The 16245-nt window shown below is 60.0% G+C and carries 10 protein-coding genes; 4 read left to right on the top strand and 6 right to left on the bottom strand.

The genetic code is table 11. The annotated features are described in order from the left end of the window. Positions 1–422 precede the first annotated feature (422 nt). Genes IRY30_RS00005 through IRY30_RS00015 form a run of 3 tightly spaced genes read right to left on the bottom strand, consistent with a single transcriptional unit; the run spans position 423 to position 3096 of the window. On the bottom strand, positions 423–1703 hold the full coding sequence (locus IRY30_RS00005; RefSeq protein ID WP_194555384.1) for a hypothetical protein: 1281 nt from the start codon (positions 1701–1703) through the stop codon (positions 423–425). Beyond that, on the bottom strand, positions 1700–2725 hold the full coding sequence (locus tag IRY30_RS00010) for an ATP-binding cassette domain-containing protein (RefSeq protein WP_194555385.1): 1026 nt from the start codon (positions 2723–2725) through the stop codon (positions 1700–1702). Before IRY30_RS00010 ends, IRY30_RS00005 begins: the two co-directional genes overlap by 4 nt. After that, positions 2722–3096 (bottom strand): GntR family transcriptional regulator, encoded by a 375-nt coding sequence (locus tag IRY30_RS00015; RefSeq protein WP_194555386.1) that lies wholly within the window; start codon positions 3094–3096, stop codon positions 2722–2724. The genes IRY30_RS00010 and IRY30_RS00015 overlap by 4 nt, the downstream gene beginning before the upstream one ends. 187 nt (positions 3097–3283) lie before the next feature. On the opposite strand from IRY30_RS00015, the gene IRY30_RS00020 reads away from it, so the two are divergent. From IRY30_RS00020 to IRY30_RS00030, 3 genes are all read left to right on the top strand, one after another. Further along, positions 3284–4678 (top strand): NYN domain-containing protein, encoded by a 1395-nt coding sequence (locus IRY30_RS00020; RefSeq protein ID WP_194555387.1) that lies wholly within the window; start codon positions 3284–3286, stop codon positions 4676–4678. A gap of 95 nt (positions 4679–4773) precedes the next feature. Next, positions 4774–6906: an arabinofuranosyltransferase gene (locus IRY30_RS00025; RefSeq protein WP_194555388.1), complete on the top strand. Its 2133-nt coding sequence runs from the start codon at positions 4774–4776 to the stop codon at positions 6904–6906. Positions 6907–7043: 137 nt separating this feature from the next. Continuing rightward, entirely contained in the window at positions 7044–10607 is a 3564-nt protein-coding gene (locus IRY30_RS00030; protein ID WP_309826255.1) for an arabinosyltransferase domain-containing protein, read from the top strand. 188 nt (positions 10608–10795) lie between these two features. Here the strand turns inward: IRY30_RS00030 and IRY30_RS00035 are convergent, their stop codons facing one another. From IRY30_RS00035 to IRY30_RS00045, 3 genes are all read right to left on the bottom strand, one after another. Continuing rightward, a complete protein-coding gene (locus tag IRY30_RS00035) occupies positions 10796–12151 on the bottom strand; it encodes a glycoside hydrolase family 25 protein (RefSeq protein WP_194555389.1) in 1356 nt (451 codons plus the stop codon). A gap of 176 nt (positions 12152–12327) precedes the next feature. Next, on the bottom strand, positions 12328–13299 hold the full coding sequence (locus IRY30_RS00040) for a PrsW family intramembrane metalloprotease (RefSeq protein WP_194555390.1): 972 nt from the start codon (positions 13297–13299) through the stop codon (positions 12328–12330). Beyond that, positions 13292–13969 (bottom strand): hypothetical protein, encoded by a 678-nt coding sequence (locus IRY30_RS00045; RefSeq protein WP_194555391.1) that lies wholly within the window; start codon positions 13967–13969, stop codon positions 13292–13294. Before IRY30_RS00045 ends, IRY30_RS00040 begins: the two co-directional genes overlap by 8 nt. Before the next feature lie 178 nt (positions 13970–14147). Here IRY30_RS00045 and IRY30_RS00050 point away from each other — a divergent pair, with 178 nt between their 5' ends. Further along, on the top strand, positions 14148–16229 hold the full coding sequence (locus IRY30_RS00050) for a M13 family metallopeptidase (RefSeq protein ID WP_194555392.1): 2082 nt from the start codon (positions 14148–14150) through the stop codon (positions 16227–16229). The last annotated feature ends 16 nt before the right edge of the window (positions 16230–16245 follow it).

Genomic DNA, 16245 nt, shown 5'->3' on the forward strand with positions numbered 1-16245 from the left:
GTGATCGGTCATCCGTACCACCCTGCAAGACACCAGAACGGTGTCAGGCGCAGGGCACTGTGGAATCTAAAAAATAAAAACTTGATTCATCACGCTATTGAGTTCTCAAACATCATATGCACACAACAATCATCACACCGAAGTGCTTGTCATTGTGACGGATTTCCGAGTGTAGCCACAAAGTTAAGCTAAAGCAAATTCTTTGTGAACTTCGAATCTTTGATTCACACACGCCACTCGGAGGAAGCGCCCACACCAAACTCAACAAAGGAATTTAGTGGGAAAGTGAGAAGATTCTCTGCTTGTCAGGGCCTGTTGTCCTGCCAACCACTGACCTGCAGTGGCGGTGTCGGTCGCGCTGACTTGAATTAATCTACACACCACCCTGAACGAACACAACCCCGCAGGTCAAACATTATTTCCTAGGCGCGCAGCCCGAAGTAGTCCACGGCTTCCTTGTCGCGCATATCGATGCTCATCATTGTCTTGCGCAGAATCGCTAATCCCAACGCCAGGATCACAACGGACACTCCTAGCTCCGCTAGTACGACAACCCACCAATCGACTCTCTGCATGAACTCCATGCTTTCCTCTGGAGCCATCAATCCGAACTCGAGCATCATCCACGTTGTCAACACCGCCAACGCTGCACTGGAGAATCCAAACAGGGCGGGAACGATCAGCAGCATTCCCCAACCCTTCAGCCAATTGTTCAGCACAACTGCCATGGCCACGGCGAACGTGAGGATCGCTCCCACTGCAATTCCTGTGCTCAAGAACAGCGCTCCGCTGCCCAAAACTTGGCTGTCAAGGATCGCTGGGTAACCATTCTCCGGCGAATGAGACTCGCCAACTAGGCCCTGCAGCCCCACGACCAGTGCGAACAAGACGAACGCCCCAGCAAATACCCATCGCAATTTTCCGATGAGTTCCCGCACCCAGGCACGGCGAGTTCCCCCAAAGGCCAGCCACGCGTTGAGGGTATCTCCCATGACTGAACCCAGGATCACTCCTTGCACGCCGATAACACCCATCGTCACGGGAAAGAAGAAGCTGGAGAAGTCTTCCGGCCAACCAATCAGGGTCAGCACATAAAAGATTGCCACTATGCCAAGAGAGAACAGGCTCGTGCGGATGAGCTGGAGATCCATCTTCCTCCCGGCCAGTTCCTGCAAAGCGTCGGTCACGACGGCCGGATCCTTAACCATCCTCCTTAACCACGGTTTGGCATCCGACTCCCTCTTGTCACCCTTCTCTTTAACCTCCTTCTTCTTGACTTCACTGCGCTCTTCGCGGGAGTCCCTGAACTCAGAAAGGAGAAAGCCAAGCTGCAGCAAGGTGACTACTGCCACCATCAGTTGACCATTCACCGTGCTCAGTGGCACAAAAGCCGCGATGATCACCCACAGCATGGCTTGAGTAAACAGCATTCCCACCAGGGTCACGCTCACCTTGAGCTTCCGGATCTGCCGAGTAGATAGGGACAAGGCGCGCAGCGGTGCGGTTTCCCATGCCGGGATCCACCCCAGCACCGCTGCCGCGATCGCGGTGAAGACTAACCCGAACGCCCCTCCCCAATTCGCCTCCTCCAGTGGCGTAAACCCAGTCTGCAACCCGACAGCAACCGGCCACAGCAGGAGGAAAACAAAGCTCATGTGCGTGAGCTGGATTCTGCCGATCTTCCACAACTTCGCGGGCATCATGCCAAGTCACCTCCGCGTGGTGGCCCATTGACTAACGCTTCGCGCGTCACTCCTGAGTCCACCTCAGCCCCAATAGTGATCTCTCGGCCAGTCAACGCAAGAACTGATTGCTCAAGATCCGCCAATTGCATCCGTACTCCCGTGCCTTCCAAGGCCCGGCTCAAGCGACCAGCGCTCACGCGACCCCCGGAACTATCGGCGTGCAGATCAAGGGTGACTCTGCGTAGGCCGGCAGAGGTGGCGTCGGAAATGATGGAGGAAGGATCCAGACGAAGCGCGTCCACGGCGGAGGAAGAGCCGGAAAGGATGGCGATGCGCTCGGTGAAATCTTCCAGTTCGCCGAGACCAGTGATGCGGCCTTTGTCCAGGAGGATGACTGAATCGAGGATGCGGGAGGCGTCGTCGATGTGGTGGGTGGAGAGGATGATGGTGCGCGGATTGCGCTCCACATCGGCCATGAGGTGGCGGTAGAACTGTTCGCGGTTTTGCACGTCCAGGCCCAGGTAGGGCTCGTCGAGGAGGGTGATCGGGCATTGCGCGGCCAGGCCCATGACTATGCTGACCAGGGATTTCTGCCCGCGGGAGAGCTCGCTGAGGCGCTTGGAGGTGTCCAGATCAAAGTCTTCGATCAGCGCTTCTGCGTAATGCTGATCCCACGCCTCCCACCGCGCGGCGGCAATGGCGAAGAGCCTGCGCACCTTGATGCCCTCCGGCCAGGGCACGTCCGGCCCAGAGAGGATGAGGCGATCCAGCGCGGCCTCGTTGTCCCAGACCGGCTGCCCGTCCACCAACACCTCGCCCTGCACCCGGAGCTGCCCGGCCATCGCGCGTAAAAGAGTGGTCTTACCTGCGCCATTCCTGCCGATAAGCCCGTATACGCGGCCTCCCGGGAGCGACGCGGAAGCCTCATCCAAGGCCAGTGTCCCGCCGGAAAGAGCTCGTTTCACGGGGCCACCGAAACGGCGGGTGACGCGATTGAGTTCATAGGTTCCGGTGTGTTCTTTAAGTTCTCTGTGAGTCATTCGTAGAGTCCTCTGCTTTCGGAAACTTGGGTGATAAGGGTGGTGAGATCCTCGCGGTTCATTCCCAACTTGGCGGCCTCATCGATCAACGGGACCACGAAGTTGTGGGCGAAATTCTGTTTGCGGATAGACACGATCACTTTCTTGGCACCGGTTTCCACGAACATGCCCACCCCTCGCCTTTTGCTCAGCACACCCTGCTCCACCAGCAGCGCCAATCCCTTGCGGGCGGTGGCTGGGTTGATGTGATGAAAGGTGGCGAGTTCATTGGTGGAGGGAGCTCGTTCGCCCTCGGGAAGGGAGCCATCGACGATGGCATCTGCGATGAGATCCGCGACTTGTTGAAACAGGGGCACAGTGGCTTCTTCCAACGTCGTGCTCCTTTCTGTGGCTTGAGCACTCGCCGAGCTCTAAATGCGCAGGTGAGGTGCTTTTCATTCTGAGGAAACCATGTGGTTTATCGGTTGGTTACCTGTGTAACTAACCGTACAGCATCTTTTTCAGGCATGCTGGGGGACATAGAAACTGCAAACAAAGCGAAATGGACAATGACCCCTGATGCTCGAAAGAACACTTGTTTTCGTAGACACCTCTTACTTACTGGCTAGCTTCTACAATTCTTGGGACACCGGCGCCCGAGCGCAGCTAGAAATCGACCTCCCAGAGGTAGTCGCCGTACTCGGGCGAATGGCCTCTGAACAGTTAAAACAACCCATCCACCGACAATATTGGTATGACGGAATCCCCGATTCCGGCCCCCACCGTTACCAACGATCCCTGCGCAGCGAACCCGGTGTGCAATTGCGCGCTGGCCAGCTCATCGAATGGGGCGACCGGCGTACCCAAAAGGCAGTGGACACGCGCCTGGTAGCCGATATGGTCATCACCGCCCTCAAGGGCAACGTCAGCGACATCATCCTGGTCTCCGGAGATGCAGACATGCTGCCCGGCGTGGAAGAAGCCGTTAACGCTGGCGTGCGCGTTCACCTCTATGGATTCGGCTGGGATTCCATGTCCAGCCAGCTGCGATTCGCCTGCGACACCACCACCATCCTGGATCCCCGCGATGACTTCCGCGACACCATGCGCCTCCAGGTCCTCGAAGGCCCGATGCAGCCGCACGTGAGCCCCTCCGCGGAAATCGAGCGCCCACTGGCCGATGCCGAACAACCCGAAGCTCCCGGCCCCTCCCCCATTCCCGTCCACGGCCTCGAGCCCACCGCCGGGGAGGAACCTTCTCCTTCTTCTTCCTCCTCTTCTTCCGACGCTACCTCTGACACTCCCGCTAACAGCCCTGCACCTGCGGAAACCGGATCTGCGGAGACGGAGAAGAAGCCCCGGCCGCGGCCTTCCCTCACCCAGGCAGCCCAAGCCGCAGCGAATGCCCCGTTTGAGCATCCCGTAAACAGCTCCGCGGATAGCGCTGCAGCCGCAGAAAATTCCGGCGCCGCGCCCAAGAAACCCGCAGCTCAGGCACCTGCAGCTGAGCCCGCTGCCTCGCCGGCAGCGACCGCGGATGCCGTGGAAAAGAACCGCGTTCAGCAGGAAGAGAAGGCGGAAGCGGAAAGGGTGGCGTCGGCAAATAACGAACGTCACTCCGTGCCCACGCCGGGCAGCATGCCGCGGCCGAACCCAGGAATGATGGCGCGGCACCGCAAATTGCGCAGTCGTTATGTGCCGCTGCCCAACGAAGTGTGGGCCAGCTCGGGCGAGCAGAGCCCGTTTGATATCGGGCAGCAATACGCGGTGTGGTGGTACGACAACGGCGCCACTGAAACCCAGCAAGATAATGCCCACCTGCTCACCGGTGGCGGGCTGCCCCCGGAGATCGATCGCCCTTTGCTGCAGTTTGCCTGCGAGACTCTGCACGAATACACGCTCACCGAGGGGCAACGCGTGGGGTTGCGCGATGGATTTCACGCGGGGATCCGCGGGATCATGCTTCGTCGCTAAACATAGGGGTTAAAGCTGCGCCTCTACTGGGGGAGTCTGTGGATCGCGCGGATTGGGAAAAGGAATTGTCCCGGCGATATGCCAATATGTAATCCATGAGCGCGAGCCCCCTCTCCCCGCAGGAGAAAACACCGGAAACCCAGGATCAGCCCAGCACTTCTGCCTCCACTGCTGTGGCTGCCAGTCAGTCCGCGCGCAGAGCTCCTCAGGATCCACTGTCTCTGCGCCAGACGCTGCTCCGCATGGTGGGCGTGGGGATCGCCGCAGCAGTATGCACGCTGGCGGCGTGGTTTGTTCTGGGTCGCGTGCAATGGCCGGCCTACAACAGCAGCAACGTGCTGCGCTCGCTATCCACTGCCGGTTCAGCACTCGTGGTGATTGCGGTAGCGGGTGTCATCTGGCTCTGGCTGCACCCGCCACATAACCGTCCCCTGGCCGCTTGGCTGCGCTGGGGTTCACAGGCAATCGCTTATCTGGCGCCGGCGGCGCTGGTCACTTCTACCTTGACGATTCCCCTGGCGGCCACGCGTCTGTACCTGGATGGTGTCACTGAAGACCAGGTATTCCGCACCCAATTCCTCACGCGGATGACCGACCAGCTGGGTTGGGAAGACATGGCGTACCAGGACATGCCGAGCTTCTACCCCGGCCTGTGGTTCTTTTCAGGCGGAGCATTCGCCCGGATTACCGGGTTGGAAGGCTGGGCCGCGTTCCAGCCTTGGGCACTGATCACCTTGGCGGTGGCCGGGTGCATGCTGGTCCCAGTGTGGCAACGCATCACGGGATCCCTGGCGCTGGGCGCCGGGCTGGCGCTGATCACCACGATGATTGTGGTGCGTGAAGCACCTGCGGAGCCCTACGCTGCCATCGTTGCCATGGGCATGCCTGCAGCGTTCATTTTGTCCCGGCGTGCGCTGGAAGGTGGTGCTGCTGCACTCGCGGGAACCATCATCTACCTGGGTCTATCAGCTAACCTCTACACGCTCTTCACCGCGATTTCTGCGCTGACGGTGGTGGTGATGGCCTTGGCCGTAACGCTGGAGCGCAAGTCCTGGAAACCGGTAATGCGCCTGGTGATCATTGGCGCGGCATCCATCGCCATTGCGCTTCTGGGATGGGGACCTTACCTATGGGGAATGCTCACCCGGGCACACGGGCCAAGCCTGGCGCAGCATTATCTGCCGCTGGAAGGCGCCAGCATCCCCATGCCTTTCTTCAGCAACCTCACGTTGTTCATCCTCGCTTTCCTGGCCGTGCTGTGGATGATTGTTCGCTTCCGCTCGCCCGGTGCGAATGCGCTGTTCGTGGGACTGGTGGTGAGCTACCTGTGGGTTCTCCTCTCCCTGGTTGCTCCTGTGCTTGGCACCACGCTGCTTTCCTTCCGCGTGGCAGTGCCCATCCTGATGATTCTGGGCGTGGGCGGAATCTTGGCCCTGGCGGATGTGCGTAACGCAGGGATCGCCCGCTTCTACCCTCAGGGTTGGATCACGGAACACGCCCGCACGGTTACAGCGATTTTCCTGGTGTTCTTCGCCGCCACGGGTGTGCACTTTGCCAGCACCACTACCCACGGTGTTCGCGAGCTCACGGATCGGGCATACACAGATACTGATGGTGATGCCTACCGCGGAGATATCGGCCCCGCAGACGCCACGCAGTACTACGCGGCAATCGATGAACTCATCTTCAACCACACGGGCCAGCGGGCCGGCTCCGTGGTGCTCACTGATGAACAAAACTTCATGGCGTTCTACCCGTACCACGGCTACCAGGCCATTACGGCGCACTATTCCAACCCTTTGGGTGAATTCATGCGTCGAAATTCAGAGATCGAAACCTGGACGAAAATCGAAGATCCGGAGGAGCTCCGCGCGGCCATGGATGCTGCGGAGAAGGCCAACGGATGGAAGGCTCCGGACGCGCTCGTTCTCCGCGGTCAGCTAGAAGTGGAATCTCCGGCCTCCGCAGACAACAAATCCGCCGAAGCCGAGAACAAGAATCAGGCGCAGACCGAACCCGGGGAGGGCACGGAAGCGCCTGCGAGCGAGCTCCCCAAGGTCACCGGGACCGGGGACAGCACCTTCAACTACCTGGTTGCGGATGACCTCTTCCCCAGCACTCCCAATGTGCGCTTCCGCCAAGTTGAGTTCCCTGCGAGCGCGTTTGCCGAGGGCTGGGAACTGCACCAGGTTGGCCCGTTTGTGGTGGCATTGCGCACAGATAAGTAGCAGATTAGTAGTTGTCGCGTTCTCCCAGCGCACGCCGGAAGGGACAGAGAGATTCCCCACGCTGGCTCTCTGCCCCAGAACCAACACAGCTCACAGGGTTCTTGGGTTAGCCAACCGGTGCCGTAGAATCCTCTCTTGTGACAAAACCGAATCTAGAAAAAACTGACAGAACCACTGCCACGAAGATCACGCGGAAACCCGCGCCTTCGCGGAAGTCTGTTGCCCAGCTCAAAACCTTCGCCATCATCACTGGCCTGCTTGGTTTTGTTCTGTTTTGTCTCACCCCGATCCTCCCGGTGAAGCAAGAGCATGCAGAGTTCACATGGCCACAGGGCAATGACCTCACCAGCGTGACTGCCCCGTTGATCTCCTACACCCCGGAGAAGATCGACCTGACGTTGCCGATCCAAGAGATCCGCAACCTCACCCCGGGTGAGACCACGGCGCTGTCCACCGTCCCAGAGAACAGCGATGATGCTTCCCTGCGCGGAATGTTCGTCCGTTCCACGAGCGATGGCATGGACGTGGTGGTGCGCAACGTGGTGCCGCTCAGCCTGACAACTGAGCAGGTGGAAGACCTCGGGTCTGATGCCGTACTGCGCATCAATGCTGATCATGAGCATTTTCGCGCGTGGATTCCGGATGAGTCCGATTCCGATGGAACGCCTTATGACGGTGTCATCCAGGATGATGTCCGCCCCATGGTCACGGGCATTTACTCTGAGCTAGTCAATACGCCAAAGACCGCCGAAGATGCCAAGGAAGCGGGCATCAACGCCACCATTTCGGTGGATTCCCGCTTCACTTCCAAACCCACGGTCATCAAGCTCCTCGCAATGGGTCTGGGTCTGGTCATGATGGTGCTTTCCCTCGTGGGTCTGCACCGCATTGATCAGCTGGATGGTCGTCGTGGTGGGCGGTTCCTTCCCCGTCAGTGGTGGAAGCCTCGATTGCTCGATGTTGTGGTGGGCGGTTTCCTAGTCGCGTGGTTCTTCATCGGAGCCAATACCGCGGATGATGGTTACATCCTCACCATGGCGCGGGTTTCTGAAGAATCCGGTTACATGGCCAATTACTACCGTTGGTATGGCGTGCCGGAATCTCCGATCGGTTTTCCTTTCTATGACCTCCTAGCGCTGATGGCGAAGGTCTCCACGGCGTCCATCTGGATGCGCCTGCCCGCCTTGGCGGCGGGTCTGATCGTGTGGATGATCCTCTCCCGCGAGGTGCTTCCACGCTTGGGTGCGAAGATCGACCAGCGTCAGGTGGCGCACTGGACCATGGCCGCGATGTTCCTCATCTTCTGGATGACCTACAACAACGGCACCCGCCCAGAGCCCATCATCGCTCTGTTCTCGCTGCTGGCTTGGGTTTCTTTCGAGCGCGCCATTGCCTCGCACCGCCTGCTCCCCGCTGCCATCGGCACCATTTTCGCCACCCTGGCCCTGGGCGCCGGACCTACGGGCCTGATGGCCGTGGCTGCTTTGCTGGCATCCCTGGGCGCGATCATCCGCATCGCCATCCGTCGCTTGCCGGCTTTGGGTGCAGAGAAGGGCTCCTCCAAGGGCTCCATCACCGTGGGCATGCTGGCGCAGATCGCCCCATTCTTGGCCGCTGGTACTGCCATTTTGGTAGGCGTGTTCGGCGATCAGACGCTCCGCTCCGTGCTCGAGGCCACCTCCGTGCGCAGCGCAGTTGGCCCTTCCATCCCGTGGTACCAGGAGTACTTGCGCTACACCGCTCTCCTGGAGACCACGGTGGATGGCTCCTTCCCGCGTCGCTTCACCATCCTCATGCTGCTCTTTGCCTTCGGTGTGGTGATTGCCTCCACCCTGCGCAACGGTAAGGTGCCGGGTGCCGCTAAGGGCCCAAGCACCCGCCTGATGCTGGTCATCGTGGGCACCATGTTCTTCATGGTCTTCACTCCCACCAAGTGGACGCACCACTTTGGCGTGTACGCGGGCGTGGGTGCCGCGTTGTTGGCCTTGGCCGCGGTGGCTGCTTCGCATTTCTCCCTTTCTTCTCGACGCAACCGCGTTCTCTTCATCGGCGCGAGCCTCATGCTCTTCGCTCTTGCCCTCGCGGGCACGAATGGCTGGTGGTACATCTCCAGCTACGGCGTGCCATGGTGGGATAAGACTCTGCAGCTCGGCGGCATTGAAGCCTCTTCCGTGATGCTCTTCATCTCGCTGTTGGTTCTGGTGTGGGGTGTGCTGGTCGGTTATCTTTCCGATATCCGCACCGCCCGCGCGCAGACAGATTCCGAAAAGGAAGAGATCCGCGCTATTGAAAAGCGCCGTACCTTGCGCTTCACCGGCTTGGCGGCTGCGCCGATGGCTGTTCTCACTGCCATCGTGGTTGTCTTCTCCATGGCTTCTCTGGCCAAGGGCTTTGTGAGCCAGTGGCCCGCGTACTCCGTGGGCAAGGGCAACGTGATGACACTAGCTGGAAACTCCTGCCAGATGGCTTCTGATGTGATGGTGGAAACGGATACCAACGAGTCCTTCCTCACCGTTGCGGGTGGGGGCAAGCTCAAGGATTCCCTCACCTCTGATGGAGCGCGTGGGTTCGAACCCAACAATGTGCCCACCCGGATTGAGCCTGGCAAGAGCAACTCTGACTCCTCGTCCACACCCCAAACTTCAGTGACCTCCCAGGATGCTTATCAGAACAGCGGTGCGGATTCTTCCAGCACGGGAGCTTCCGCAACCGACGGCGCGGGCAGCCCGGCTTCGTCCAATGACTCTGCGGATTCCTCTTCCTCTTCCGAGGAAGAGTCAAAGTCCACGAAGGCGGATGATTCCGGCACGACCGGTGGCGTGAGCTCGGAGCAGGGCGTGAATGGTTCTCATGCACAGCTCCCGTTCTTCCTGGACAGCAAGAAGGTTCCCGTGCTGGGATCCTTCACTGAAGGGCTGCAGCTTCCTGCGCACATCTCGAGCCAGTGGTTCGAGCTGCCTGAGCTCAATGAGTCTCGCCCCATCATCACGTTCTCCGCTGCCGGAGAAGTGGCCCACATTGATATGAACGGCGTGTTCCAGTACGGCCAAGAACTCAAGGTTGAGTTCGGCAAAAAGAAGTCCGGAAAGTCGGTGGATTCGGAAGATAATTCCGAGGCTTACGAGTGGATCGGCGATTACCAGCCACTCGATATCGGCACCGCTCCGGAGTGGCGCAACATGCGCGTGCCGCAGGAGGCAATCCCCGAGGGCGCAGAGGTGATTCGCATCCGTGCCGTGGATACCAACCTCACCCCGGATCAGTGGTTGGCCTTCACCCCACCGCGCGCACCTGAGATGAAGTCGCTCAATGAGGTGATCGGTAGCGAGGCTCCCGGGCTGATCGACTGGTCCGCTGCCCTGCAGTTCCCTTGCCAGCGCCCGTATGACCACAATGCTGGTGTAGCGGAAGTGCCTGAGTTCCGTATTTCTCCGGACCACACGGCACGCCGTGCGCACAGCCCGGTCATGGATTACATGGGTGGTGGCGCCTTGGGTCTCAGTGATATGACCACCAGCGCTACAGAGCTGCCCACGTATCTCCGGGATGATTGGCAGCGAGATTGGGGCGTGCTGGATCGTCTCCTCGTTGCGTCTTCGGGCGACGGCACCGCTCCAAAGCCCGCGGAGATCACCCATTCTGAGACCACGGAATTGGGTACCTACTACCCCGGACCGATGAAGATCACCACCAAGGACTAGTTTCCTGAAGAGCTAATCTTTGAGCTGGTCCACAAGCAATGCCCCGCACGAGAGCAACCGTGCGGGGCATTTCTTGTGCGATAACCCTCACGAACAAACCAAGAGCTTGAGACATGCAAAAACCCCGGGGACTCCGCAGAGTTCCTCGGGGCTTGTGAGCGTATCCCTCTCAGCTAAGCCGAGCTAGATTACTGGTTCAGGTTGGCCAACGCGGTGTCCACTGCCTCTGGAGGAAGCGGGGTTCCTGCTGGGGCGGGCTGCACGGCATCGGCAGCCTCGGAGAGACGCTCCAGTGCCTCTGGATCAGCGGGAACTTCACCGTTGTTCAGCTTCGCGTTCCAGTCCTGGGTTCCGCCGAATGCCTTCAGGATGCCCAGCAGCTGGGAAACCTGTACAGAGTTTCCGTTGGAAGCCAAGCCCATCAGCGCATCCACGGGGATTGGCTTGCCGGAAGCGTTGACTTCCTGCAGAGCGCTAGCCAGCGCGAGCAATGCTGGAAGGGCGGTCTTGGCTGCATCGGCGGTACCAGCGGTGGTTTCGCTGTCTGCACCCGATGAACTCAAAGCGCCGCTGCCCTGAAGCATGCCCAAGCCCTGGGTAACCAGGACTTCTGGGCCGAGGCGACCACCGGCAACTCCCAACAGGAGCATCAGGAAGTCGGTGGTCAAAGGGATGTCCACGCCAGTGGCGTGTTCGATCTCGTTGATCACGTCTGCTTCGGCACCGGTGGCGTCGCGAATAGGTTCCACGACCTCCGAAACGTTGCCCACCAACGTGCCACTCGGGGAGCCGGAAGCCAGCTGCTTGAGCTGGGCATCGGAGCCGTAGTACTCGTTGAGATCCACGTTGCCGCGGATGCCATTGACGTTTCCGCTATCGCTGTACTGCCAGAACGTCACGCTCTTCCAGCCACCGGGGATGGTGGAAGGGAGGTTCTGGTTGTAGTACGCCAACCACAACGGGTACTGGGAGAACTCGGTGGTGTTGGCCATCTTGTCGATCCAGAAGCTGTAGTAGGTGTACATGATCGGATCGCGCCCGGTCTGCTTCTTGATCTCGTCGATCCAATCGCGCACCCAGTTCTGCAGGGAGACGGGATCCAACCCACCGTTCTCCTCGAGGTCCAGCACGGGTGGCAAGGATGGCTGTGGGCCGGTGGCCAGTGCGGTGGCGTAGTAGCGCGCCTGGGCGCGGGCGGAACCGTAGCTGGGCTTTGCGTAGTGGTAGCTACCGGGGACCACTCCGGCCTCTTGGGCCTTGAAGGAGTCTGAGCTGAAGTATGGGTTGAGGTAGCCCACGCCTTCGGTGGCTTTGATGAAGGCGTAGCTCTGACCGGATGCCTTGACGGCCTTCCAGTCAATTGCTGCTCCGTTGGGGTGCTGGTGAGAGGCGATATCCACGCCTGGCAGAGCCCAAGAAGGTACGGGGACGATATCAGTGGCGACCAGGGCCGCGACTGTTACCGCAGAACCGAGCAGAGCCGCTGTGGTTAAGCGTGCGGGGACGGTAGTGCGCGCAGAACGGCGCCAAGGCATAGAAAGCATAAGCAACACCATACCCAATGGTCACAAGATTAACACCCGTTACAGCTGTCACATTCGCAACATAAATCACAATATTCACTTAAATAGCAGCGAAACCGCAGGTTAAACGCACGCGCTTCCCCGAAAGAAAACAGAAAATTTTTCCGGGAAAAGTGTCCCAATTGGGATCTTTAGGTTTAATACACCTTGCTATACACCGTGACGGCTGGCTCCAGCCCGGCGCGTTGCAGCGGCTTTAACCTCCGCTGGTTGGCCACGATCAACCACACCACCGTGCCGGCCAGCATCAGCCACAGCACCACCCTGAACACCAGATTCGTGGCCCCGGACCACTCCAGGGGGAACTGCGCATTCCACGCGAAGTGCGCGCTCATGGCCAGCGCACCCCATCCGGCCAACTGCAGAAATCGCGCTGGGTGGCCTAAGCGCGGACCCTCATACATGGCTTTCCCGATTCCATAACCCACGATGCCCGTCATCAGCATGTGCAGCAAAGGAACCAGGATCAGGCGCATTCCATAGAAAACGATCACCCCGTACACATCAGATTCGGGATGCAGCACGGCCAGATTCAGCGCGTACGTCATGTGCTCCACTGCGCCAAAGCCCAGGCCCACCAGCATTCCCGCTACTAATCCATGCCACGGACGGTTCCACCAGGCTCGGCCAATCCACAGCAGGATCCACACTCCCAGCCCTTTGAGCACCTCTTCCGGCACCGCAGCCGCCAGGGACATGGACAGCGCATGCAACCCCAGCTTTTCCGAAACGCTCAGCCACGGGAAGGAAAACACTGCTCCGGCAAGCGTGGCCGCTACCACTCCTCCCCAGGCCAGAGCCATCAGCACCAATCGCAGAGGTGTGCCCCGGCTGATGGGAAGCAGCTTGATCGCCAGCGAAACCAACCCCAGTTCGGCGAAACAAATGCAGAGAGCCAGAATCATCGTGCCCACCCACTCGTCCGAACGGGGAAGGGCAAACAGCAATTCCATCCCCAGAGCTACGGATAGCGGGATGAGCAGCACCAGATACACCACGAACCACGCGTCCTTGAACAGCGTGAGCTTCGGCCGCACCTCTGCGGGAACGCTCTCATGGAATGCGCGCGGCACATGTGTGGCCACCCAGCGCTTCTTCGGTTTATTCATGCTGATCCACCGAATCCACCAGTTCTGCCCTCGTCTGCTCCACCTGATCGGCAGTGGCTGCGGCGATTTCCAGTGTCACCAGCGTGCCTCCCATCTGCTCGTCTTCCCCCGGGCGGAAAAAACTCACAATCTCGGTGGGTTGCGTGGCATCACCCGTAGAATCCTCAGACTGCAAACCCTGCACGGAATACACTTCCTCCGCGCCTGAATCCCGCAACACCAACGGGTTCTCCCGCTTAGCCTGGCTGGTGAACGGCTGCACCGCGGATTCCTGCACGTCCTCCAACCCCATCGCGCGAGCACTGCGGGCCACCGCCAGCGGCACGTTGCTCACTCCCCCAACCCCATACATTCGCACCACCGCGTCCTGGCAGGAAAACGTAGCCACACCCATTTCCAGCGTGCTGCGCACCTCGCACTCCCCCAGTGCGTGGAAAGTCACGGGCCATTCGGGATCCGTGAGCACGGACTCAGCCAGGGCATCCTTTAGTTCCATCGGAGGGAGATCCGCTGGTTGGTTCAGGGTGGCGTCGATAAGAAAAGGAAAGCCCAGAGTTCCCACCAGACCCGCAATCACGATGAGCGAGTACGCCCACACGCGGTTCTTGGCCAGCGGAACGGGACGAAACTGCTGGTTGGGGTCACCGTGCGGTGGCCAAGTGGGTTGCATCGGCTGTCGCATCGGTTGCGGGACGGGCTGGAGCATCTGCGGCGGCAAGGCGGGAGGCACGGGAAACCGCACTCGGTGCTGGGGATTGTGCCGCGGCGGAAATTGTTGTGGATGCATGACGCCTTCAGGCTAGGGAGAGGCCGAACACCTGTCTTGGGTGCCGTCTATGGTGGTGGGCATGACTGAATTGAACAATACTTCCCCAGCGGACAACCTCCCAGATGATATTTCTGAAGCCCCCAGTGGGCGGGTGAGCGTGGCGCAGGATTTGTATCGTCATGTCAACGGCGCGTGGCTGAGCAGCCATCACATTCCGGCGGATCGCGCTGTGGACGGCACCTTCCACCAGCTCCGTGACCAGGCCGAGGAGGACGTGCGCGCCATCATCGAGGCCGCAGCGCAGGAAGAGCCCCACGGCCGGGTGGGCGCGTTATACGGCAGCTTCATGGATGAAACCGGGATTGAGCAGGCAGGTCTTTCGGTTCTCGACGCCGACCTCAACCCAATCCGCGATGCGAACAGCATGGAGGATTTGGCTCGCGCGCTGGGCCAGCTGGATGTCACCGGTGTGGGTGGTGCCGTGGGTTATTGGGTGGAGAAGGATTCCGGTTCCGATGTAGAGCGTGCTTACCTGGTGCAGACCGGTTTGGGTTTGCCGGATGAGGCGTACTACCGCGAGGAGCAGCACGCGCAGACGCGCGAGGCTTATGTGGAATTCGTGCAGGACATGCTGGAGCTGGCGAAGTCGCAGGCGCGTCCGGGGCGGTTTGCTGAGGCGAGCGCTGCGGAATCCGCGAAGGCCTTGATGGATTTTGAGACCCGTTTGGCTGCGGGTCATTGGGATCAGGTGGCCAGCCGTGATGCCGATAAGACGTATAACCCCACGTCCGTGGAGGATTTGCCCAGCGGTTTCCCCTTCCGGGAATGGCTGCAGGCCACGCATGTGGATGTGGAATCTGCGGGCGGATCCACCATCGTGGTGTGCCAACCCAGCTACTTGGAGCACGTGGCGGAACTGGCTGCGGGCGAAGACGCAGCTGAGCTGGATACGTGGAAACTGTGGGCGTATTGGAGTGTGCTGCGTCAGCGCGCCGGGCTGTTGCCGCGGGAGATCGGCACGCGCAATTTCGATTTCTATGGCCGCACGCTGAGCGGATCCACTGAACAGCGGGCACGTTGGAAGCGTGGCGTGAGCCTGGTGGAAGGCCAGGTTGGTGAAGAAGTGGGCAAGAAATTCGTGGCCGAGCACTTCCCTGCCGCATACAAGGACACCATGCTCACGCTGGTGGATTACTTGATCGCCGCGTACCGCGAGCGGATCGAGAAGCTGGAGTGGATGACGCCCGAAACCCGCGAAAAGGCGCTGGTGAAGCTGGGTAAGTTCCAGGCGAAGATCGGCTACCCGGATAAGTGGCGCAGCTTCGAGGGGTTGGAGTTCGGTACTGCCGGAGCAGACGTGATGGACAACGTGCGCGCGGCCAGCGAATTCAACCACGATTATGAAGTGAACAAGCTGGGTAAGCCCAGCGATAAGGAAACCTGGTTCGCCACCCCGCAGACCGTGAACGCCTTCTATAACCCGGTGAAGAATGACATCACCTTCCCCGCTGCCATCCTCCGCCCACCGTTCTTCGATCCAGAAGCGGATATGGCCGGCAACTTCGGCGCAATCGGTGCCGTGATTGGGCATGAGATCGGCCACGGTTTCGATGACCAGGGCTCCAAATACGATGGCGATGGCAACCTCAACTCCTGGTGGACCGATGAGGATCGCCAAGCGTTCACCAAGCTGACTGATCAGCTGGTGGTGCAGTTTGAAGGGCTGGTGCCCACCGGGCTTAAGCAGCGCGGCATTGAGGAACACCACGTCAACGGCGCGTTCACACTCGGTGAGAACATCGGTGACCTCGGCGGATTGGGCATCGCCGTGGTGGCTTTGCGCCGCTATCTGGCTGATCAGGGGCAGGATTTCGAAACCGCTCCGAAGCTGCCGGTGGAAGGCCTGGTGGACGTGGAGGGTAACCCGGACACCACCGAAAACTCAGCTTTGCAGCGCGTATTCCTGCGCTGGGCGCGCATCTGGCAGACCGCCATTCGCCCGCAGATGGCGGTGCAGTACGTGTCTATCGACCCGCACTCCCCTGCCGAGTTCCGCTGCAACGTGGTGAGCAGCAATATCGCGGAGTTCTACCAGGCCTTCGATATCGCCCCCACCGATGAGATGTGGCTGGACGAAGATTCCCGCGTCACCATTTGGTAGGTGCGCGGGTGGGGTG

Source organism: Corynebacterium suicordis DSM 45110 (assembly GCF_015351405.1).
In the GTDB taxonomy this organism is placed as follows: domain Bacteria; phylum Actinomycetota; class Actinomycetes; order Mycobacteriales; family Mycobacteriaceae; genus Corynebacterium; species Corynebacterium suicordis.

Bases quoted from the DNA above. Each gene is read 5' to 3' on its own strand.
- IRY30_RS00010 (WP_194555385.1), bottom strand. From the start codon at position 2,725: ATGACTCACAGAGAACTTAAAGAACACACCGGAACCTATGAACTCAAT.
- IRY30_RS00045 (WP_194555391.1), bottom strand. From the start codon at position 13,969: ATGCAACCCACTTGGCCACCGCACGGTGACCCCAACCAGCAGTTTCGT.
- IRY30_RS00040 (WP_194555390.1), bottom strand. From the start codon at position 13,299: ATGAATAAACCGAAGAAGCGCTGGGTGGCCACACATGTGCCGCGCGCA.
- IRY30_RS00050 (WP_194555392.1), top strand. From the start codon at position 14,148: ATGACTGAATTGAACAATACTTCCCCAGCGGACAACCTCCCAGATGAT.
- IRY30_RS00005 (WP_194555384.1), bottom strand. From the start codon at position 1,703: ATGATGCCCGCGAAGTTGTGGAAGATCGGCAGAATCCAGCTCACGCAC.
- IRY30_RS00020 (WP_194555387.1), top strand. From the start codon at position 3,284: ATGCTCGAAAGAACACTTGTTTTCGTAGACACCTCTTACTTACTGGCT.
- IRY30_RS00035 (WP_194555389.1), bottom strand. From the start codon at position 12,151: ATGCTTTCTATGCCTTGGCGCCGTTCTGCGCGCACTACCGTCCCCGCA.
- IRY30_RS00025 (WP_194555388.1), top strand. From the start codon at position 4,774: ATGAGCGCGAGCCCCCTCTCCCCGCAGGAGAAAACACCGGAAACCCAG.